General features: G+C 51.7%; 18 protein-coding genes. 7 read left to right on the plus strand and 11 right to left on the minus strand.

Annotated elements, in window-relative coordinates:
* The first annotated feature begins 1 nt into the window (after window position 1).
* The 5 genes from KW846_RS27910 to KW846_RS27930 all read left to right on the plus strand — a co-directional run bounded on the left by KW846_RS27910 (window position 2) and on the right by KW846_RS27930 (window position 7,914).
* Entirely contained in the window at window positions 2-1,621 is a 1,620-nt protein-coding gene (locus KW846_RS27910; RefSeq protein WP_218486227.1) for a DUF2300 domain-containing protein, read from the plus strand.
* Window positions 1,622-1,624: 3 nt separating this feature from the next.
* The gene (locus tag KW846_RS27915; protein WP_218486228.1) at window positions 1,625-2,437 is read left to right on the plus strand and encodes a YfaP family protein; all 813 of its coding nucleotides are present in this window, start codon (window positions 1,625-1,627) and stop codon (window positions 2,435-2,437) included.
* A 299-nt stretch (window positions 2,438-2,736) separates the two neighbouring features.
* The gene (locus KW846_RS27920) at window positions 2,737-3,750 is read left to right on the plus strand and encodes a PDDEXK nuclease domain-containing protein (RefSeq protein WP_218486243.1); all 1,014 of its coding nucleotides are present in this window, start codon (window positions 2,737-2,739) and stop codon (window positions 3,748-3,750) included.
* Between the two features lie 221 nt (window positions 3,751-3,971).
* Window positions 3,972-5,210 (plus strand): integrase arm-type DNA-binding domain-containing protein, encoded by a 1,239-nt coding sequence (locus tag KW846_RS27925; RefSeq protein WP_218486229.1) that lies wholly within the window; start codon window positions 3,972-3,974, stop codon window positions 5,208-5,210.
* Window positions 5,211-5,940: 730 nt separating this feature from the next.
* Window positions 5,941-7,914 (plus strand): TIR domain-containing protein, encoded by a 1,974-nt coding sequence (locus KW846_RS27930; protein ID WP_218486230.1) that lies wholly within the window; start codon window positions 5,941-5,943, stop codon window positions 7,912-7,914.
* A gap of 362 nt (window positions 7,915-8,276) precedes the next feature.
* On the opposite strand, the gene KW846_RS27935 is transcribed toward KW846_RS27930, so the two are convergent.
* The 3 genes from KW846_RS27935 to KW846_RS27945 form a co-directional block, all read right to left on the minus strand.
* Complete coding sequence (locus KW846_RS27935) at window positions 8,277-8,534, minus strand: hypothetical protein (protein ID WP_218486231.1); 258 nt, start codon at window positions 8,532-8,534, stop codon at window positions 8,277-8,279.
* The gene (locus tag KW846_RS27940; RefSeq protein ID WP_218486232.1) at window positions 8,535-8,867 is read right to left on the minus strand and encodes a hypothetical protein; all 333 of its coding nucleotides are present in this window, start codon (window positions 8,865-8,867) and stop codon (window positions 8,535-8,537) included.
* Window positions 8,868-9,277: 410 nt separating this feature from the next.
* Window positions 9,278-10,171, minus strand: a complete 894-nt coding sequence (locus KW846_RS27945; RefSeq protein WP_218486233.1) for a phage integrase N-terminal domain-containing protein — start codon at window positions 10,169-10,171, stop codon at window positions 9,278-9,280.
* A 1,064-nt stretch (window positions 10,172-11,235) separates the two neighbouring features.
* On the opposite strand from KW846_RS27945, the gene KW846_RS27950 reads away from it, so the two are divergent.
* Both KW846_RS27950 and KW846_RS27955 read left to right on the plus strand, forming a co-directional pair.
* Entirely contained in the window at window positions 11,236-11,406 is a 171-nt protein-coding gene (locus tag KW846_RS27950; RefSeq protein ID WP_218486234.1) for a hypothetical protein, read from the plus strand.
* The gene (locus KW846_RS27955) at window positions 11,400-11,729 is read left to right on the plus strand and encodes a DUF6694 family lipoprotein (protein ID WP_218486235.1); all 330 of its coding nucleotides are present in this window, start codon (window positions 11,400-11,402) and stop codon (window positions 11,727-11,729) included. The genes KW846_RS27950 and KW846_RS27955 overlap by 7 nt, the downstream gene beginning before the upstream one ends.
* 180 nt (window positions 11,730-11,909) lie before the next feature.
* Here KW846_RS27955 and KW846_RS27960 read toward each other — a convergent pair whose 3' ends face one another.
* The 8 genes from KW846_RS27960 to ppa form a co-directional block, all read right to left on the minus strand.
* Entirely contained in the window at window positions 11,910-12,371 is a 462-nt protein-coding gene (locus KW846_RS27960) for a hypothetical protein (protein ID WP_218486236.1), read from the minus strand.
* A gap of 147 nt (window positions 12,372-12,518) precedes the next feature.
* Window positions 12,519-13,664: a hypothetical protein gene (locus KW846_RS27965; RefSeq protein WP_218486237.1), complete on the minus strand. Its 1,146-nt coding sequence runs from the start codon at window positions 13,662-13,664 to the stop codon at window positions 12,519-12,521.
* Window positions 13,661-14,110, minus strand: a complete 450-nt coding sequence (locus KW846_RS27970; RefSeq protein ID WP_218486238.1) for a response regulator — start codon at window positions 14,108-14,110, stop codon at window positions 13,661-13,663. Before KW846_RS27970 ends, KW846_RS27965 begins: the two co-directional genes overlap by 4 nt.
* Window positions 14,107-17,088 (minus strand): hypothetical protein, encoded by a 2,982-nt coding sequence (locus KW846_RS27975; protein ID WP_218486239.1) that lies wholly within the window; start codon window positions 17,086-17,088, stop codon window positions 14,107-14,109. The genes KW846_RS27970 and KW846_RS27975 overlap by 4 nt, the downstream gene beginning before the upstream one ends.
* A 434-nt stretch (window positions 17,089-17,522) precedes the next feature.
* Complete coding sequence (locus tag KW846_RS27980; protein WP_218486240.1) at window positions 17,523-19,106, minus strand: DUF3987 domain-containing protein; 1,584 nt, start codon at window positions 19,104-19,106, stop codon at window positions 17,523-17,525.
* Window positions 19,096-19,302: an AlpA family phage regulatory protein gene (locus KW846_RS27985; protein ID WP_218486241.1), complete on the minus strand. Its 207-nt coding sequence runs from the start codon at window positions 19,300-19,302 to the stop codon at window positions 19,096-19,098. The genes KW846_RS27980 and KW846_RS27985 overlap by 11 nt, the downstream gene beginning before the upstream one ends.
* 628 nt (window positions 19,303-19,930) lie before the next feature.
* Window positions 19,931-20,677 (minus strand): S24 family peptidase, encoded by a 747-nt coding sequence (locus KW846_RS27990; protein ID WP_007970191.1) that lies wholly within the window; start codon window positions 20,675-20,677, stop codon window positions 19,931-19,933.
* 229 nt (window positions 20,678-20,906) lie between these two features.
* The gene (gene ppa / locus KW846_RS27995; protein ID WP_007894323.1) at window positions 20,907-21,434 is read right to left on the minus strand and encodes an inorganic diphosphatase; all 528 of its coding nucleotides are present in this window, start codon (window positions 21,432-21,434) and stop codon (window positions 20,907-20,909) included.
* Between the last annotated feature and the right edge of the window lie 46 nt (window positions 21,435-21,480).

Below are 21,480 nucleotides of genomic sequence, written 5' to 3' on the forward strand. Positions count from 1 at the left end.
CGTGCACAGGTTGCTGCTGGGGTGGCTGCTGTGTTTGATCCCTGTGCTGGCGACAGCACAGGACGAACCGCTGCGCCTGGCCTTCAAGGGCGATTTATTGTCGTTGAGCCGAACTCAGGTGGTCGCCCACGAGCCACTGCCGCAGACCTTGCAGACACCGTTGGGCAGTGTGTGGAAGTTGTTCGTCTACGCCTGGCTGGTGGATACCGGTGCGCGTGAGCCGGCTTATGAATGTCGCGGCCAGTCGAAGGAAGAAGTCTATTGCTGCACGGCGGGCGGCAGGATCGAACGCGATCAGGCGTTGGTGAAGTCATGCGGTCTGTATTTCGAACCCGCGCGACTGGGCATCCGCGAGGCCGATTGGCGAACCTATTGGCAGACACGGCAGGCGCCGCCATGGTTGCTGGATTTGCCTTCGTTGCAACCGGCTACCCGGGTTTCGGTGGCGCAGCTGTTGAAGGTGTTGGCCGTGCTGCCGGCGCAGGATCAAGCCCGACGTGTGTTGCTCGACGTGGTGCTCAATGCCGCTGATGGCAATGTCGTCGGCGAACTTGGAAGCCGCCTGCGGGTGAAGACCTGGAGCTGGTTGGCAGATCAGGATGCCACGTCACGCCAGGGCGGATTTGCCGGTTGGACGGCGGATGGTGCACCGGTCTGGGCTGGGGGGCGGGGCACCAGTCAGCGGGTACTGCGTGATTACGCGCAGGCATTGTCCGCGGCGATTCCTGTTGCCTGGCCTGCGGATGCAGGGAAGTGTGTAGAGGTCGACCTGTTCTCCCGCTATCCACTTCGGCGTGTCTTGTCAGGAGGCTCTGCGGTGTCTTCCGGAGCGTTACAGGGTAACTACCGCGTCGAATTCGCCAACGGCAATGCGCTGGATATCCACAGTGACGGCGAACTCTTTCTGCTGAACGACAAGCTCGTCGCCCGGCTGGATCGCGAAGAGTACGTCGCCCGTGTGCTCCAGCGCGAAGCCACTGCCGAGCCGGTCGAGGCCGCCAAAGCCCTCGCGGTGGCCATCCGCACGTACCTGCTGCAAAACGCCACGCGCAGCGGCGATTGCCTGAGCATCGACGACAGCAGTAGCCGTCAGCGGGTCGCGCCGCGTCCGGCATCCTCCGAATCCCGCGATATCGCTGCGTGGACCAGCGACCTGGTCCTGGCCGGCAGCACCGTCACCTATCATTCCGATCAACCCGGCCCGGACAAGCTGTCCTGGCAGCAAGCCGTCGAACAGGCCGGTGCCGGCCAGCGCTACGACGCCATCCTGCTGCACGCCTACCCACGCGCCAGTCTCAGTCGCTGGGACAACCCGGTCGCGTCCTGCGAAGCGTTGCCCGCCGCACAAGACTGGCTGCAGAAACAACGGCGCGGCTGGCGTGTGCGGTTGGAAGGCGAGGTCGGCTACAACGAAGTCGGCGCCTTCGCTGTATGCCGCCTGGCCTTCGGACGCCCCTATGTCGACCGCGAACGCCAGCGTATCTACGTGCGCGGCGTGCTGACACTGCAAGACCGCCTCGACCTGACCCACGAATACCTGCACCTGGCCTTCGAGGCACACCCCAACGGCCAGAATGAAACCTACATCGAAGGGCTCGCCCGCCACCTCTTGCTGGAATAGACCATGAAACTCCGTTATCCACAGGTCTTGCTGTGTCTCTGCTCGCTGCTGGCGTTGCCATCAGTGATGGCGGTGGACAGCGTCAAACTCGACACCCCCGCAGGCGGCTGGCGCACCGGTGCGCCCGAGGGGGAAGGGGAAAGCTTCCGGCAGGTCGTCAACTACCCGGCCTCGTCGGTCAACACCCCGGCAGGGCAGGCCAACACCGCACGCATCAGCGGCCAGATCAAAGCCACAGCGAAATCCTCAGAGCCCGGCCGGCTGATCGTCAACGGGGTGAGCATGCCGCTGAAAATCGACCCGGCCGGCCGCTTCGATCGCCCGTTCTCATTCCCCAACGGCAGCAACAGCGTCGAAGTTCGCAACCCCGATGGCCAGCAACGTCACCGCACGCAATTCCTCAACAGCAGCGGCGGTGCGACCCCGGCCAAGTTACGTGTATTACTGGCATGGGACAGCGACAACACCGACCTTGACCTGCACCTCATCACCCCCGACGGCGCGCACATCTGGTACGGCGACCGCGTCGCCCCCAACGGCGCAGCGCTCGACGTCGACGTCACTACTGGCTACGGCCCGGAAATCTTCGCCATGCCTGCACCGATCAAGGGGCAATATCTGGTCTATGTGAACTACTTTGGCGGTGGTTACAGCAGTGATGAAGAGGGGCAGGAAGACGCGGTACAAGCGCTGACCACCGCGCAGGTGACGGTGATTACCGAGGAAGGCACGCCGAGCGAGAAGATGGATACCTTCGTGGTGCCGATGCGCGCGGTGGGGGAGTTGACGTTGGTGAAATCGTTCAGCTATCCGTGAGGTTGAGGTACAACTTGCGCAGGGTTTGCACACGATTGCGCCCGTGATCCTTGGCGCCATACAGGGCTTCATCGTTGAGCTTGAAAGCGAAGTCCGACAGGCAGAGCTACTTCCGGGGTAAGGGGAGCGGTTTCTGGACGGGGTGGATTTAGCATCGGCCATTTTGGCTTGGCTAGTGTTCTCTGGGTGGTGGGAAGCTTGTTAGCGTTGGTTTCATGCAGAAATACATTGTGAATGTTCCTGCGTCGGTTTCAGGAGTAATTGAGAAAGCCCTCCAGCTGACATGGAAATGCCCTGACGTGGATGATCTTCCTGGCAATACCCCTCTTGATTCTGCTTTCAGTGAAATTACCCAACTGATTGTGACTGCTCGACAACGCGCCATGCAGGCTGTCAACACCGAGCTGATAGAGCTGCACTGGCAGGTTGGGGCCTACATCAGCCGCAAGATTGAAGCGGCGGAGTGGGGTGATGGGGTGGTGGCTCAACTGGCTCAGCACCTGGCCTATACGCAGCCTGGATTGCGGGGGTTCACCCGTACGAATCTTTTTCGCATGCGCAAGTTTTACGAGGCTTATAGGCATGACGCAAAAGTCGCAGCACTGCTGCGACAATTACCCTGGACCCAGAACTTGGTCATCCTCAACCAGAGCAAACACCCGGAGGAGCGCGAGTTTTACCTGCGCATGGCAATCCAGGAAAAGTGGTCGAGCCGCGAACTGGAGCGGCAGTTCAAGGCAGCTTTGTTTGAACGTTCAGTGGTCAGCCCGGCAAAAGTCTCAGCACCGCTGCGACAAATTCATCCCCAGGCCCTGAACGTGTTCAAGGACGCCTACGTGGTCGAGTTTCTGGCTCTGGAGCGTGGTCATGCAGAGACGGACTTGCATGGAGGCCTGCTGCACAAGCTCAGGGACTTTCTGATCGAACTGGGCAGGGACTTCTGCTTTGTGGGTTCGCAATATCCGTTGCAGGTAGGTGGGCGGGACTTTGCGCTGGATCTATTGTTTTTCCACCGCGGGCTGAACTGCCTGGTGGCGATCGAACTCAAGGTCGGGCGCTTTGAGCCGGAATACTTGGGGAAAATGGATTTTTATCTTGAAGCGTTGGACCGCAATGTCCGCAAACCACACGAAAACCCGGCGCTCGGCGTATTGCTGTGCGCGAGCAAAGAGGACGAAATTGTCGAGTACGCCTTGAACCGCTCACTGTCGCCAGCCTTGATTGCGGAGTACCGCACTCAATTGCCAGACAAGAAACTGTTGCAAGCCAAGCTGCAGGAGTTTTATGCGCAGAATACTGAAGGGGCTGAGTGATTTTTTTGTGAATCACTTTCTTTCAGGCATTAAAAAGCCGGCTTGTGGCCGGCGTTTTGATTGTTCGTTGCTATTCGCTATTTTCCGCAGAAGATAGATTTAACGGGGGGTTGAGACTAAGATTCGTCCGTAGGTGTCCATTTTTTATCGTTTATTTCCGGATAAAAGTGGGGGGTCAAATGGGGGAACAATTGATGTTCCCCCACTGGATGGAGAGTCTTATGGGTAAGCTGAATCCAAAGCAGGTCGAGAATCTGGCAGCGCCAGGCACCTATGAAGATGGGGATGGATTGCGCTTGGTGGTGAAAGCGAGCGGGCGCAAATCTTGGGTCTTGAGATTCCAGATTGCCGGTAAGCGTCGTGAGATGGGCTTAGGCAGCTATCCCGAGGTTGGTTTGAAGGCAGCACGTGTAGAAGCCAGTGCTAAACGTGGGCAGTTGATAGCAGGCACTGACCCCTTGGCAGCTCGTGATGCAGAGCGCGAATTGCAAAAGCAGGCGCAGCGAATAAAGGATGCCCGGCAGATCTCATTCGAAGAATTGGCGATCGAATACCGGGACGCACATGGTGCGGGTTGGTCGGACAAGTGGCGAAAAGGATGGCTGCGCAAGCTGGAGCTTTATGTGTTTAGCGGTATTGGTAAATTACCCGCTTGCGATATTCAGACCGAGAACGTCCTGAGGGTACTGCAACCCATATGGGCGAGCAAAACACGCACAGCCGACGAAGTCCGAGGGCAGATTGAGCAAGTGTTGGACGCTGCAAAGGCAAGAGGGTTAAGGGAGGGAGAAAACCCCGCACGATGGCGAGGGCACTTGGATAATTTGCTGAGCAAGGCTGAGAAGAAAAAAGCTCGGAAACGCCAGAACTTCCCGGCAATGAAGTGGAAAGAGGTACCAATGCTTATGCTCAGATTGGCGCAGAGCAACAATTCGCGAGATTCAGTCGCAGCGCGCTTGTTGATCATGACCGGGGCTCGATCGCATATGGTGCGTCTCGCTACTTGGAGTGAATTTGACCTTCAACAAGGTGTTTGGTCGCTTTCGTCTGAGCGCATGAAAGCGGGGAAAGCGTTCAATATCCCCTTAGCTCCCGAGGTCATTAAGATGCTTCAAAACCTGCCGCGAGTTGAGGGGAGCCAGTTCTTGTTTCCAGGTCAGGGCAAAAGCGGAGCGATGCACGCGAACGCTATTCGAAACCTCTTGCATGGTTTGGGGCATAACGATATTACCCGGCATGGCTTTCGCAGCTCGTTTCGGGATTGGGCGGGAGAGCGAACCAATTTTCCACGCGAAATTTGCGAGCTGGCACTGGCCCATGACGAGCGCGACCAAACCGAAGGTGCTTATTCAAGGTCAGACTTTTTCGAGAAGCGTCGCGCGCTGATGCACGCCTGGATTAAGTACATCACTTCGAAGCCAGCGACGAATGTCATCAGTGCAGACTTCAAACGTACCTGAGGGGCTGTCGCACGCGATAAAGCTGCGAGCCGTGAGTCTGTCATCCATCTGGAAGATTAGGATACTCCCCTCGTTCGAACGCTGGAGAATCGGCCTCGTTTTTGCGAGGCTAGCCACGTTGTTGGTGCTACTGAGAGATGGTTGTATGCAGGATACGAGGATTCCATTCGGTGAGCCTGCTGCAACGACCAATGGGAGCTGGAACAGGCTCCTCTGCGGGAGATCGAGGAAACAAAGAGAGTTGAGCAAGAAGCAAAGTGGCCGAGAATGAAGCCGCATTGGCAGCGCACAGGCAGACCCAATCGGAGATTGCTGAGGCACAGCGTGCTGCGGGGATCCTAGTTCAGGATGAGCGTCCCGCTCGCAAGCGGCGAGAGGAATTGATCGTCAACCAGATGCCCCGAGCAGCCCGAGATTGGGGTGGCCAGGCCGTGGAGTGCTCAGCCTGTTTTTTGCTTAGTCCTCCCGGGAGTCAGTTCTGTCTCTTTTGCACTAGTAAGGTAAGCACCACAAGCCCCTTTGAGGTGCCGAAGGATCTAGCAACCACGATCCACAATCGAATGCGTAGCTCGGCCAAACCTGATCGGTCATTACTAATGGCGCCGACTCTGTTGGTTCAACCCGATCCTTTCACTTGAAGCTCATTTTGCAACGAAATCTCTCGCCTGCTTGCTAATATGCCCTGCTTGCTTCGCTGAAGAACCCCATCTATTCGGGACCCTCGAAAGACATGACCGACCGCGTTGATATTCTCCTCTATGTGGCTCTCAGCGAAGAAGCTGAGTCAGTGCTTGAAGTACTGGGAGACCAATTTCAAGCTAGGGAGCTCAAGGATGCCAACCTTACTGCTTTCTTCGGGAGGCTCCCTGGGCCGACGCCAGGCCGGGATTTCAACGTGGCTATGGTTCCAGCCGGTAAGATGGGGAACACCCACTCTGCTACCGCAGTCTCATTTCTGATCAGAGAGTTTAAGCCTGCAGACGTGGTTGTGGTCGGAATCGCGGGATCACTCGCTAACGAAATGGAGCCGGGAGATGTTTTTATCCCGGACAGCGTCAACGAATATCTCGCAAATTCTGCTACCCATGGTGAGGAAGGTGATTGGACATTCCGAATTTCGGGAAATCACTTTCTGACTTCCCGGCGACTATTGAACCGTTTCCAATTTTTTGCACATACCCGTAAGTCGGAATATAAGGCGTGGCAGAACAGTACGCGACAGCTGAGGTCTACTTTAATATCGGCTACGACCGAAACGGCACTTGTGAGCGCAGGCTTGGAAATGCGCGGAGAGTGCAAGCTCTATGCGGGTGATGATCTCAATCTCGCAAGCGGTCCGGCAGTAGGTAAGGGCAAAGCCTTCTTGGAGTGGATCAAACAGAATGTCGACCGGAAGGCGGCGGCAATGGAGATGGAAACTGCGGGTGTTTATGATGCCGCACTTATCCATACGCCAACACCCAGAACTATTGCGATTCGCGGCATCTCTGACTATGCGGATGCCCGCAAGGCGAAGATTGAGGCAGTAGCCAAAGGCATGTTCCGAGCGTTGTCTGCCAAGAACGCTGTTCTGCTATTTACACATGCGGTCAAAGCGGGTTTGTTTGAGATCGAAAATCTTAGTGAGGCTAACTCCGGTGGATCACCAGATCCCAAACGGCTGGATTCGTGGGCGAGGTCGGTCTACGTCATCGGGGGCGAGACGGGTGAGACAGCCGATGTCGATTCTGAACGGCCTCAACTACATCGTGCTTCTCTCAAACTAGGCACTGTATTGGCGCAGGCCGGGGCTCATCTTGTTGTCTGTAGTCCATTTCCCGATTCCGCAGACTACTATGTCGCAATGGGTTATGCCGATGCTAAGGACGGCGGTATCATTCATTTCCACAGCCCAACTCATCCGAAGGTCGAGGAAAAGCGGCAGCTTTTTCGGCGGACCTTCGGAGCTAATTTGACGATCCAGGATTGGAACTATCCTGCGCCGGAGACTGAAGAACACGGTTCTTGGTCGCAGGCTTGGCTCCTTGCGCAGCTTCAGGCCCTTGAAAAAGCCGACGTCGTCGTGGCACTCGGCGGGAAGGTATCGAAGACCGCAAGCACGCTACTCCATCTGGCTGAGGCGAAGGGCCTGCCGATCATTCCTTTTGCGTTCTTGGGAGGGGCGGCAGAGCGTATTTACCGACGCCGCAATTGGGCGCGACTCAATCATGGGTTCGACGCAACTATTCTGGAAAGTGAGGACAGCGTCGCGAAAGCAGTGTTAATCGCTAATCGACTAGTTCGTGACCGAGTAAGACGGTCGATAGCACACGATGCTCAGCCAAAAACCATCTTCATCAGCGTTGCGCGTCAAGACACTGCCATGGGTGCGGCTTTGGATAATGTGCTAAGGAGTTACGGTATTGAGGCAGTATTGGGCGAAAGGGAGATCGTTTCTGACCAACTGATTCTAACAACAATAGAGCGAGCGATCCGCCGCAGCGACATCGTAGTGGTCCTCTGGAGTCGGTTCTATGCTCAGAGCCCCTGGTGCTACGATGAACTTGCCTTGGCGCTCAGCCTGGAAGCACTTGGTGGTATGAAAGTCTGGCTGTTCAATTTGGACGACTCATCCATCGTACCGACCCAGGCGCGGAAGCTGCCCGCCATTTCAGTCCGTAGTGAGGAAGGACTTCGATGCGCCGTAAAGGACCTATTGTCATAGCTTTTCTTTTGAGTGATAGCGCAGGGACATAGCGGAGCTCCAGGCTCAATGAGGCATCTCCGTGGGTGACTCGTGGCTGACAACCGACAGCATCGAGGGGCTGCAATAGGTCGGTCGATGCCGGTCGTGGCTACGTAGCAAGATGGTCAAATCCGATGCAAATGATTGGTCAGGTCGATTGCAAGTTGGTGGGAAAATCTGTGCAATTACCCAATAAAGCTCCGGATGTTTGAGGGGAAGAAAAAGCGGGCTCCAAAATCACCCGCTTTTTCGAATGGATCAGGGGCCAGCTTCCAGCAGCTCAAGGCGGATAAATCTTTACATCGATCCCTTAGCCGGAACAACGGCGATAAATAGTGATATTAGAGTCGGCCCGCAAACCAATTTCCGAATAGTCCAGCGGACATGCTAATCACAACCAGTAGCAAAGTGCGGGCTGTATCTGAATAGCCTCGCCTATTTAGGAGTAGAGCAATCCAGCTGGTGTGAATGGCACAAATGATGAGTGCTATCACCTCAGGTATGGGCAGGATGTTTTTAAGTAAACCGACAGTGGATAAAGTCAGCAACAGCAGCGACACCCAAAGCAGCAGCAACCTCTGGTGGGGCTTGATGCTCATTTACGCTCTCCCTGTATATTCCACAGACGCCTGGGGGAGAGCGGCAATCTTTGTCGCCAATGTTTGCTCGGTTAGAGCGCGGATGTGCGCATCCCAGCCGCTGCGCCGATTTAGCTCGGCGACCAAGAGTTCGATCTGAGCATCAGGCAGGGCTGGATGTGGTGGAAGGACTTCGAGGGGGATGCCCAGCAGCCAAGGAATGGCCACCAGTTGGAGATGCTCCAAGCCCTGTGGTCTGCGTGCTGACCACACCCGCCAGCCGTCTCGGCCATAGGGTATGAGCTGTTTGATCAGCTCTTCGATTTCTTCAGATGTTGCATAGGCGTTTAACATTAAAAAGCCCTCGATCATTGTGATGAAGGCTCAGTGTCGAGGCATAAATTGTGTGTCACCAGCCTTTGATGTGGATCGTAACTGGCACTGGTAAATCATGGTAAACGGAAGCCGATCATCGATCCGGTAGCTCTGATCGGCCACGTGCTTTCGGTTCTTTTTGAGAGGGTTCAGCGGCCACTTGCTTGCTTCAGCCACCGTTGACGCTGTGGCAAAAACCGAAGCTGGGTTTCCTCCGATCTGGAATCACTTCAAAACTCATTTCCTGGCTCATCACTAGGATTTTCGTTTGGCTTGGTTGGTTTTCGTGAATCATCGCGACTCATTCGCTCAACAAGACGAAGTATCTGTTGAAACCCTGGCTTCTTGTTCCGACGGGGGCGTTCTAGTGGTGGACGTCGCATGATCATTTACCTCCCTAGGTAAATAGTTGTGATTTGAACTCGTTCATGGCCAAGCTCCCTGGAAATCAACTGGCGAGCGTCAGCGTCAGAGAGTTTGCCGTTCATTACTGTCTTGCAGTTGATATTGGCGTCATTGAGTTGCATGCGTAGAAGCACTGGGGCGGGCCGGCCAGTCAGCTCCTGGTAACGGGCTTGGGCATATGCGTGGCGTAGACCATGCGCGCGGCTAATGCGCGCGGTCGACAATTGGCGCTCGTAAATTTTTAGATGTTGAATGTAACTTCGTTGCGCTGGAATGAGTGATCCTTTGCCGGTTAGAGCGCGTACCTGATTCAGGAGCTCACGCTGCTCTGGCATGCGAACCTCAAGCTCTCTGGGACGTCCCCCTTTGGTCCAACTGGCCTGAAGGATTAAGCGGTCCCCCTGCCACGCCTGGTTGACGATTAGCTTGAGGCTTTCTTCACGGCGTAGTCCGAATTGCTCCTGCAGGCGCAGTGACAGTTGGATATGCGGATCAGTGATTTTGTCCATCTGAGCCTTACTGAGGCTGATGGCCTTGGACTCCTTGGCGGCGTACCGGCGCTTCTCAATCCCTAGCTGCTCGTTGGTGATTCCAGCAACACCAAACTTGGCTACCTTTTCGGCTGCCCAGCGCAAATGAGCCACGCGGTTTTTGATCGTGCCAGCAGTCAGTTGTTCTGTCTGCCAGTGCCTGACCAGTGCCGCAATATGACGCTGAGCAATGCTGTTGGCGCGCAGGTTACGAAATCCCAACTCACGCTGCAGTTGGTTTGCCGCTTGCTTCAATACAGCGCGGCGAGCGGCCTGGGTGGCATGCGAGCCGTCGCGGTTACGGGAGCACAACTTTATCCAGTCGTGACGTAGCGTGTTGTTACTCATTTGATGTCCGTCGGTTTATCTATTCGGTAAGTGATAAGCCTCTGTCCATTCACGAATGTGGCTGGAGGCACGCTAGGCAGCATGCAAATGAGGCGCGACGACACGGGGTGGCTGATCAGCCAGTCATCTGGTCAACCCCTGTTGGGTGCTGCAGGTGACGAGAGGGCGCGACTACGTCAGCAAGCCCTGGTCCGGTTCCGCCGGGGACGGGGTCTTGAAGTACTACAATCCTGGCCGACCAGCCAGAAAGGCTCCTGTGTTTCTGCATATCGCGCCGGAGAGATCGCGAAATGCCCTGAGTAACGCCCAGGGATGCGGCTCATCGGGCTAGAGCTCGCCTGCGCAAGTTACTTCTACTGATTCGCGCGATTCAGTAGCCCAACAATCCAGTCGGCGGGCCCTTGGGTAATCCATTCTCGATCTTGGGGATTGGGAATGCCGCTGTTTTAACGACCGACGGGGTCGGGCGGATACCTCCGTTCTGACGCGCCAAGTCAGAACGCCCCTCTTGCCATCTGCCGGTATCGGGGGGTACCGGTGTGTTGCTGTCAACGATCACGAATGGCGTGCTCGCTAGCAGCGATGGCGGTCGTCCGAGAATGTCTCAGATGTTCCGCCACCTCTCATCTGCTGGATACCGAATGGCGGTACTTTGCAGATGACTAAGGTTCGTTGGTCTCTCATCACTACCTCGTCACCATTCAGTAGTTACCTTACAGCTAACCCTTTCGGTGCGATCTAGGGCAGAGAATAATTGCTTAAAAAATAAAAATCGAGGACACGATGTCCACAAATCAACAGAAAGTTGATTGTTTTTTGCGATTTATTTGTTTGTGCATCGTGAATGTTGCTGGTCGCGATAAGCCGCCACGCATCGCCGATGCTTCGCGTCACTACCCGGCCTGCGGCCTGCTAGTGACGCGAAGGCCGAACAGGTTGCAACCAAATACGAGCCTCAGAACAACACACGGGATGTGGCGTCTCGCGAAATTATCCACAGCGCGCTTCTGACACACAGAAACCAGACTCATGCTTACGCCTCTACATTGAAACGGAGGTGATTAATGAGCCAGGCGGAAATTGATGTCGATAAAGGTTACTTGAGCGATGGCCAGATCGAGCATCACCAGCGATTCCTCTATCAGCGCGCCTTACTAGCCTTTTCGGAAAATGTTCACACGAGTACCCGGAACATTCCACGCTCACTTTTTCCAAGTAAGGATGCCAAATGTTGAAGAAGATCATGGTGCTACTTGCGCTGATATTCATTCTAGCAATCATGCTGCACGGATGTGGTGGCGACACATCAGCCGAAAGCGGGCCACCCAGGTTCGATAGCTCCAGCAAAGCCGCAATACACTCTTCTGTACAAAAGGTTCGCGATAGCCTAAGCCCACATGATGCAATGGTTTTAAGAGAGGATTTTGAATTACTCGCACGTTATTTCAATTCGCCAAAAAATCAGCTGAGTTTTACGCTAGATGAGTGGATTAATGGAAAAACAGCGGCGGAAACACATTTGTTGGCTTTAAGAGTGCGGGCTGGAGGTTTCCGCTAGCTGCTGAGATTGACTTTCTGGCTACTGGTGAAGGCAGTGGGCCTACGGCTCTTAGGCCTAACTGTTTAAGCCTAAATACCGAAGGCATAAGGGCATGCCGCTCGGCAAGGTCGCAGGTAAGGGAGCGGGGACCGGGGGGGACAAAAAAATAGACGTTTCCCCCCCCCTTTACATGCTATCTCAAGGCTTACATGAAAGATTAATAAAATAAGGAATGGCTGCGAACACAATGCCCATAAGGCCTACTGACATGAAAGATATTCTGAAACATTTTCCATATGTCCATGTTGATAATAGTCCTGTAGATTTGCTCTGTGCTTGATCAGAACTAAAAATTGAAGCATCAGAGGTTGTAGCAATTTTTTCTAAAGCAATAAGAGCTATCTCGGAGTTTTTTATCATCAACGATACGCGTTGATCTAATTTCCAAAAAAGAAATGAAATTAAACTTAAAAAAACACCTAGTAGTGAGACTAAAAAGGAGAAGCTCATTCCCTGCTGCAAGCTGATACCGATGCCTGCCGCAACCAATCCAGAAATTGCCAAGAAAAAATTAAACACCGTCATTCGCTGTTGTGCATGTAGCTCGAAATATCTCCATGCGTGATCTAATGAGCGTTCAAGTTTTACATCGTTGTTCATTTTCATCTTCTGTTTATGCCTAGTTTCCGGATTTGAAAATTGATGATTAATGGTCTTTAAATCGGCTGAAGTCTATATGTCTGCTATTTAGCAAGTTTTAAGTGGGTGGAGTTGTTAATGCATCAAAAAATCGTCTGATTCGTCAGCTTAATGTGGTCGCGCAGAGAAGAAATTTTGAATTGCTTTGATCATGAATTTTGCTGAAATATAGGATCCGTATACATGAAGATCGTCATTTTTAACTTGGTCGCATAAGTCGACGACAGTCTTTGCGCATATGCAAGGAGGTTTATGGTGGGATAGTTCGGCAGCCCGCTGTATTGCGAAAACTTCCATGTCTAAGGCGTTGACTTTTCTGTGAATGCCCTCAATTTGTTTAAGGTAAGTGTCGTCGGCAATAACTGCAGAACCACTAGTAAATATCCCAACTTCGGGCTTGTGTGTTTGAGTAGGGCGCTTCCCATCAAAACCTTGTTCTAATTCGGAGATTAGATTTGCTGAGTTGGCTAGAATCTTTAAGTCAGTAAGCGTTACATGGTCTGTGGGGACTTGATATGGTTCTTGGCGAAAACCATCCGACGCCCATTTTCCCGATTGATACTCGTAAGCCATACTTGAGATAAATAATTGGCCCTTATTGGCTCGATCTGGAAAGCCACCGCATATTCCGCTCATTCCAATTAGAGACGGCTTTAATCGATCAATACATAAACCCGCTGTGACGGCGGCATTTACCAGCCCCATCTGGGGTAGAAGTACGACAGTACCTTTTTTTCGACCAATCTCAACATCGTAGCAGTCTACGCCGCCACGGTTAACTTGGGCTCCGTTGATTAACGTGACATAGGGGTTGCGTTCCTCGTGCAATGCGCAAAAAATGACAAAGTCAAATTTTGTATTCTTTTTTAACTGTATCAATAAATGGCCAAGAGTCGACTGCCAGTTTTTCTTTAATGAATAGTCGGCTAGAATGCACCCATGTGATTCGTATAAGTCTCGTAGCTCAGGAAATTCTGCTGGATAGGAGCTTATTGCTAGTAATAAGGCGTCTTGTTTCCCAGCTTTTACTATAGATTCTAATATTGCTTTTCCATTTTGCGAAATGGTGCCTTTATCGAAATTTGGTAGCTTGAAATCTATGATGAAAAGCCCGATGTCATAACTCAGATATCCCGCAAAATCTGTCATGTTTTTGGCGCGCAGAATATCATCATCTGAAATGCCACGGGATTTGAGGTATGTAACTATGGCCTTGCGCTTGCTGTCATCATCCTCAATCAGTAAGATTTTCATCGAACGGCTCTCAAAAGTGAAACTATTCGCTGAAGCGTTGTTTTAGATTTGTAATTGTACAAAACTGCCCCCGTTACGTTTTGATTGTACTTTTCATCGATGATCTTTGGAGAATCTTTAAGCTTGATTTTTTTGCCGCCAATGTAGAAGTCCGGATATTGCGTAACTATAATAATTTTTGTGGATTTCTTGGATGCCTTAAGTGCTCGCAGAACCTCAATTCCACCCTGGGCTTGGTCATGCCCTTTTTTGCGATCGTCGGCACTTTCACCAAAAGTGGAAAGGGCCATGTCGAGGATAATAAGGTCATAGTCAATTTCCATTACCTTTAGTACGGCGCTGCTTACACTGTCTACAATTTCTGGGGAGGACTCATGAACTTCTTTTACGCATTGAATTATTTCATCGCGTTTGTGAATTTCATCTTCAACAAGTAATATTCTCATTGGGTTGCACCGCTTGCTACTTCCTCAGTGGCAGTTTCAGCGTGTATTGAGAAACCGAGTTTAAGTTCTCTTTTTACATCATTCTCTTGGCATCGTACTGTGTGAAAGCCTTCACTTACTCGGCTAATAAACTTGACTTTTTTTATTCCGGTATAGCCTTCTGTTACCATGTCCGAACCTGCTTCAGCTGAAGCTATTGCTTTAAATATTCTTTGTTTGGACTCGTTGTAATCCTGCTCTGCCACGGTAGACGTAATATCCACCGATACGAAATTCAGTACGGAGTCAGCATCCGCTCGATGCGCACATACACTAATTATTATTAAAGTGTTGTCTTCTCCGTGCTTGTGCGCGTTTTGCAGTAAGACTGCCAGGCAATCGTACAGACGATGCACACTTATGCCTGTGTATTTTATATCTAGATCGTCTCCTACAAATTCAACTAGGTTTTCCCTGTTCAAGTCGATGAGAATAATTTGACATAGGTCTCTTACTGATGCGGAAATGAATCCTGTTTGTGGTACTTGAAACCAGTCAGCCACTTTTTTGAATACTTCGTTCACCGCTTCATGCAATTCAGCTTTAATTTGCAGTTCAGGTGCGCTGTTGTAAGATGAGAAGTATTTGTCTATAGAAGCGTTGGCTTCTAGCAATAAGGTGGTTTTTATAAAGTGAGCCGCACTTTCAAGTTGTGGTGTAATTTGTTTCCAGCAAAATGCAATGATCAAGTCATTGAGTAGCTCGCTACCACCGGTTGCTCTAAGTGTGTTGGTTAGTACTCGAATATTTTCCTTGGTCGAAGAGTCTTCCAGTTCTAAGGCGGCATTAAAAAGGCGTCCGTTAGATTTGAATTGCAAGTGCTCTCTTCTTAGTTTGTCCACGATGGATTTGTAGGTTGCCATCCAAGACTCAACTGTCCGGCGAGTGGCAGGGTTAGCCAATACAACTTGATATTCCGGTTTTCGCAATACTGCGTCCACGGTGTCCGTTGTAACCCCATCAAGCGTGTTGTGTCTAATTCGGCGGCCAAGGTATGATTCAATTCCGAACTCTGTATTTAAACAGAACTGCTCAAATGCGTCTTTTGCGATCTGTGAAATAAGATATTCACTTTGGTCATTTAGATGAATGATAAGAGTTTCACCGCCACTGTCATTTTCGATTGAAGATAGTGTGGCTTCAATTCTAGGGTATAAAGCTCTGTATTGCTCAGTGGATACGGTAGGGTTGCTATCAAGCCATTTTTTCATGGATATACTGTCAACATACATTCGACTGCTGTCAAAGTACTGTTGAAGTTTGGATACTTTGGATCGTGTAGTGATGGCGTCGGCCTCAATGAAGTATTCTATTCGATTGAGTTTTTGGCCTAGTGCTCGCAGTATGTCACACCGTATCTGGGACGCTTGGGAAGCGTTTGTAACTAATGTGTACATCTTCTCAAGTGTAACCTCATCAAGCGATCCAACAATGTAGCTTGCAATCTGAGGTGAATCATTGAGCAGGTCATCTATGAATTCTAGAATCGAGCCGTGGTGCGCACTGTTAACATGTGAGATAAAATCTGTTCGGAACTCAAAGTCAATATCCGGATCCACGGATTTTTTTCTAAATAGTGCTAGCGCCAGAACAGTAACTAGACTTTTAGTCTCTGGAGGTGCAGTGACATAGATGGTCCTCATTTCGTCTTCTGTTAATAGTGTTTCCAACCCTGTGGTATTCTCAAATATAAATTTTATCTCGTCGCTTGTTAAGCTTAGTAGGCTGGCTCTATTGCGTATCAATCTTAAAAAAAGGAAGGTTCTATAGAATGCATCAAGTTTGATTGGAAAATTTTCATCAAGAGGAGTTTTGTCTGGTGCCAGCAGCAGGTGTTTTACGTCAAGCGTTTTTTCAGGTTCATTCACTTGATTATTAATTATTTCGGCGAGTAGCCGCGCACTTATTACGCGATCAAATTTATTTCTGTAGATGGCAAATTTAGGCCGCTCAAGAAATGCCGCGGAGGTCCTGTATAGGTCTAGGGTGTCACTATCTTCACCTAAGGAACGATAGTAGTCTGTGATGATTTCGCCATCTGCCACACTGGAGGTGTATCGAATTAGCTCGGTAAGTTTTAATAAAAAATCCGGATTTAGGCGCTGCTCAAACTCTCTTTTAACTGATTTGAATTCATGCGAGAGATTAAATATTACAAGTGTGGCATGTACTGTATCAAGCAGACATGATTCTGAGGCTCGCAGTAGATAGCCGGCCACATCATCTTCATCTAAGGGAGTGGGGATGAAGTTGCTTAATGAAAGTGACTTTCTAAAATTTCCATCTATCATTCCCGCAAGGCCGCTGATTTTTCTTTGAGCCACTAAAAATAGAGATATTTTCGAGCTCAAGTTTTCTAACGCGCTAAAGTGTAGTCCAGCATTTTCGCGGTGACAGATTTCATCCTCTATCTTGGAAACGTCAGCCAATAATTTTGCTGGTAATTCTCTTGACGTTCTCAGATAAGCAAGTTTGTAAGATAGAAAGTTTGAGGCGCCATGTTTTTGACTTAAATTAAGTAATGTCTTGATGGCGTGCTCAGACTCCATATTTTCTAGCTGAGCGAGTGATTCAATAGCCGACAACATCTCAATTGCGGATTCACATGTTGAATTGATGTAGCCAGCTGTGTAGCAAACTTCGTTCCTCCAGTCCACTGGGGGGAAGTTGCTCATGGTGAATAGATCAGTGCTGGTCTTTTTTTTGTTATCGCGTACTCCATCTAACAAGCCATGTCGTCCCTTTAATAGGGCGCCTATGATCATGCTGTCATACGCAGTGTTTCCGTTTCGAATGGTTTTAGCGTCGTTTCCAGTGACGCGGGGCCTCGCACTATAGCCTCTCAGCAAATTTCTCTTTTTTATATTTTTTATGCTTGCAATAAGCTTGTAGGTTTCCGCGGGGTGCCATGGTCTATTGTTATGATACTTACTTTCCATTTTTTATTCCAAATCCATTCCACACGTATAGCAACGATGCTCATTGACTACGCTTCGCGCTGATCAATGGCTTCCCCGCCCCAGGGCCTTACTGTATCGCATCCTGTGAAAGCTTTCTGCCATCGTGCTAGTTTCTTTGACCCGCTGCACTAGGGCAAGCTGGCAGGGAGCCGGTTGCTTTTATACTTCCAGAGTCGAGAATCTGTTCATAGCCAGCCATTCGGATTTCACCGCGTACACCTGCATCCAGGATCAGACTCGCTAAGGTCAAATGCCCCCATTCGTCTTATTCAGCCAGATATTGATTTCTTGTGCCAAGACACGATGGTTGATCGCGCATAAGACTATGAATTTGAGCGTCCTGCTGAAGCCGATTCAATGGCGGCAGCAGGGCGAGGGCTGAGGGATTTGAGGAATCTGAGGGGGCGTACGGTTTAAGCGCTTTCTGTGCCTGTAGACAGCTTGAGGAGCATCGCGGAAAGTGGCGACTCCCGAAGGCCCCCCGCGCCTTCCCGCAGGCGCCACATATCAGTGAGGTCGCATGTTTGCTGCATTCCCGCACAATCCTCAGATTTCGCAAGGGGATTCATCTGGAAGTTTTTGTTGTCGGAGGTTAGTAAGTAATTATGGGCGACCAAAATCTTCAGCAGTTTGTCGCGCACTTTTGCAGGACGCATGGCTGGAGGTCCTGATTTGCTGAGCTTGTCGCGGTGAAATTCGGTCCAATGCAATACGCGGGATGGGGCAAGAAGCCAATTCACAAGTTCGTTGGCATGCGTTAGCTCCGAATTAGGTTTCTCACCCGCGCCATAGCGAAGCCATTCAGACAGAGAGTACTCGACAAGTGTGCAGGCTTTGCGCATGCATTCCGCATCGATTAGATCTGCGCCTTCTACGCAGGCCAACACTGTACTCAATCGTCGGGCAATTTCGGCAGCACGCCCCGCAAAGGCGCGCATGGCACCGTACTTTCCTAGTGGGTGTTGATCGCGTTCAACTTCGTTGTAGAAGTCCAGCCAAACGTGAGTTGCCCCGGCATTCAGTTCCAGTACCGGTGGGTGCACTTCACTGGTTTCGGGATCAATGTACTCGGGACTGGCCATAATTTCCCTACAAGTGTTCCAGAAATGCTGCAGGCGTGGATCGTTGTAGCTGTTCAGTGCAAGCTGCTCAATGCTTAGGAAGCGAGTACCCGCAATGCTGTCGGGGTATGCAAATAAGAATCTCGGTAGAAAACCTTGGCCCCTCATCAAAGGATCATCTAGAGCTTCCTGCACCGCCACTGGCTGAGCCATAAGATGAATGCTCAGGCGTCGATGTTCCGCTGTGCCGGAGCCCTCCAAGTTTCCTGCGGATCTGTGGCGTGAAAAATATCCTTTGTCAAACGCTTTACACAGCCCGCCCAGCGTTGAGACTCTGGTATCAGCCTTGAGTGAAGACCCACCAAAAAGCTGTCCACCTTCGTCGCTGTCCCAGGACGCTGCAGACTTGCCTCGAATGAAATCTCCAGCGATTGGCTCGAATGTCGCATCCGTATATTGGCTGCGGGGGTCTGCTGGCAGCGGGTTTGCAATGAGAAATTCGGCTCGTGCTTTGCCCGTGAGCAAATTGGCTGACTTGTGAGTTTCCCTGAGTGATTGCTTATATGCTCGATATGCCGTGAGTTCCGATTTGTCGATAACGGCGAATGCTAAATCTCGACAGGCGCTTTTGCGATCACCAGACATGCCTAAGGTGAGCATGTTCAGCGAGCACGGCATGCCAGAAGGATTATGCAGATGGGGGGCATTTCTGCGTGTCTGGGCTATATGAGCTAAGGCACCAAGTACGCATTGCCCGGCTAAAGCAAGAGGGGCCTGTACGTGCTCTGCAATGGCTAGCGTAGCGTCGCGCAAAGTTTCTGGTAGCGAGTCCACAGGGTAAAGCTTAGTGTCCCCTGTATCTGACATTAGTGGTAGTGGGGTTTTGAGGAGAAAGGACTCATTGTCAGGCGCAGATTTCATGAGTTCAGTTCCCATTCAGCCGCTCGTTTACCCAGGCCTCGATTTCCAGGCTATCCCAGCCAACAGCTCGAACCCCGATAGGTTTGGATTGTGGGAATTTTCCCATCTTCATCTGTTCGTAAATGTAGGTGCGGCCTAGCCCGGTAAGGGATAGTACAGTGGGCAAACGCAGAATTCGGCGGGGTAGAGAGGAGGGTTGCTTAGCGGCCATCGTCGAGTCCTAACAAGGCGCAGCGGAGTGCTGCGGACGATCCTTAATTTACGCATTTTTTTTTCAGGAACCAGCGAATCGGATGTCAAAACCGCGTAGCCATAAGTAAGGCTAAGAAGCGGCATAGTTCCGTTGAGCAGGTTGGTTTCGGCGGGCTGACTTGTGCTTTCGGAGTCAGAGGTGAGCTAGCGTAATCATCACCAATTTTGTCTTCAGCAGCATGTTGCCGTTTTGGGTTGATGGATGTAGTGCTGGCAGAAGCGCACTATCTGCTTTGGGAGGGGTGGGGGAATAAATGGGGGAACAAATCGATATCTAGTTTGGAGAGCTGCGTAGTGCTTGGTTTTCAGGCATTAAAAAGCCGGCTTGTGGCCGGCTTCTCGGGGACTGGCTTGGATCATTTTTGGTAAACCGCGCCAGCCTTCAAAACGTACACCCGGATCTTGCGTCCGGCTGTGGGACCTGGTGAGAAAGTTATCTGTCAGGTCAGCGCATCTGAGCCGCAGGGCGGGTGGATGCGTAAATGTGGGGCGCAGCATACGCAGGTTTGACGGAAATTCCCAGCGGGAAGTGCCGTGCAGAGCTGTTCGGCCACTTGGCTGGATGGCCGATGGGCGTTGTGGAGCGTTTAAAGAAACGGCACCGCCGGCCGCCGTTTGTTCAGGGTCGACCACCAGAACACCCAGCCCAGTACCCGGATGTTCTGTTCCTCGATTTGTGCCGCCCGGAAGATTTCATCCGGGTACTCGGCGCGGTTGTGGCTGCGCAATCGCAGGGAGTTGCCCGGTAGTCGGTGCAGGTACTTGATGCGCAGCATGCCGTCATGTTCGATGGCGTAGATCTCGCCATCGATAATCTGGGTCAGGCCACGATCAATCGCCAGGGTCGAACCGTCTTCAATTTTCTCGCCCATGCTGTTGCCGCTCATGAAGGCGCAGATTGCATCGGCGTGGTTGATTTCCAGTGAGTCGAGATGGCTGCGGGGCAGGCGAATGGATGTCTCGGGATCTTCTATGACGTGGGTTTTGTTGGATCCTGGGGCGATGACAGCTTCTTTGTAGAAAGGCAGTTCGACGTCGACAGGCTCGATGACCGTGTAGATACCGCGGATGGTTTGGGCGTCGAAGATGTTGCCTGACTCCTCGATCAGGCGCAGATGCCGGGCGTCTTTCGAGCCTTCGCCGGTTTTCAGCCAGTCACTGTTGACGGAGAGTTTTCTGGCGACTTCTTCCATGCAATGGGCAGGCACGCCGCGGGTGTACCAGTTATGGACATTTTGCGGAGCCGTATCCAGAAAGTCGGCAAATCCGGTGGTTGTGATGTTCGCTGCTTCGAGGAGCGCTTTAAAGCGTGGGCCGCTAGTGTTCTTTTTCATGAACGCGAGTCTACTGACGGCGGGTAAGGGTTTGAATAAACGCCTCGTTCAAATTTCGTGGGTAATTTACGACCGGATGTAAGACGTTCTTGAGGAATTTTAAACATACAAAAACGAAGATCGAACAAGGCTAAACATCATGTTTAACGTACTTACCAAGCGCCCACAAAAAACCCCGGATCACCCGGGGTTTTTCTTGAAGCCTGTCGCTGGAAGCTCGCGGCTTCTCTTAACCTTTATAGGCTGCAACCGACTTGGTGATCGCGTCACGGGCGGCGTCTGCACCGGCCCAGCCTTCGATCTTCACCCATTTGCCTTTTTCGAGATCTTTGTAGTTCGCAAAGAAGTGCTCGATCTGCTGGATCAGCAGTGCTGGCAGGTCGGTGTATTCCTTGACGTCGACGTACAGCTGGGACAGCTTGTCGTGCGGAACTGCGATGACTTTGGCATCGCCGCCGCCGTCGTCGGTCATGTTCAGGATGCCGACCGGGCGAGCGCGGATCACCGAACCAGGAGCAACCGGGTAAGGGGTCACGACCAGCACGTCGAGGGGATCACCGTCGTCAGCCAGGGTGTTCGGGATGTAACCGTAGTTGGCCGGGTAGAACATTGGGGTGGCCATGAAACGGTCAACGAACAGGCAATCGCTGTCTTTGTCGATTTCGTATTTGATCGGCGCGTGGTTGGCCGGAATCTCGATCGCGACGTAGATGTCGTTCGGCAGGTCTTTGCCAGCCGGAATCTTGCTGTAGCTCATTGGGCGTTGCCCCCGTTAGTTGACCAGAAACACTTGGCCGGATTGA

Source organism: Pseudomonas sp. PDM32 (assembly GCF_019219225.1).
GTDB classification, from domain to species: Bacteria; Pseudomonadota; Gammaproteobacteria; order Pseudomonadales; family Pseudomonadaceae; genus Aquipseudomonas; species Aquipseudomonas laurylsulfatiphila.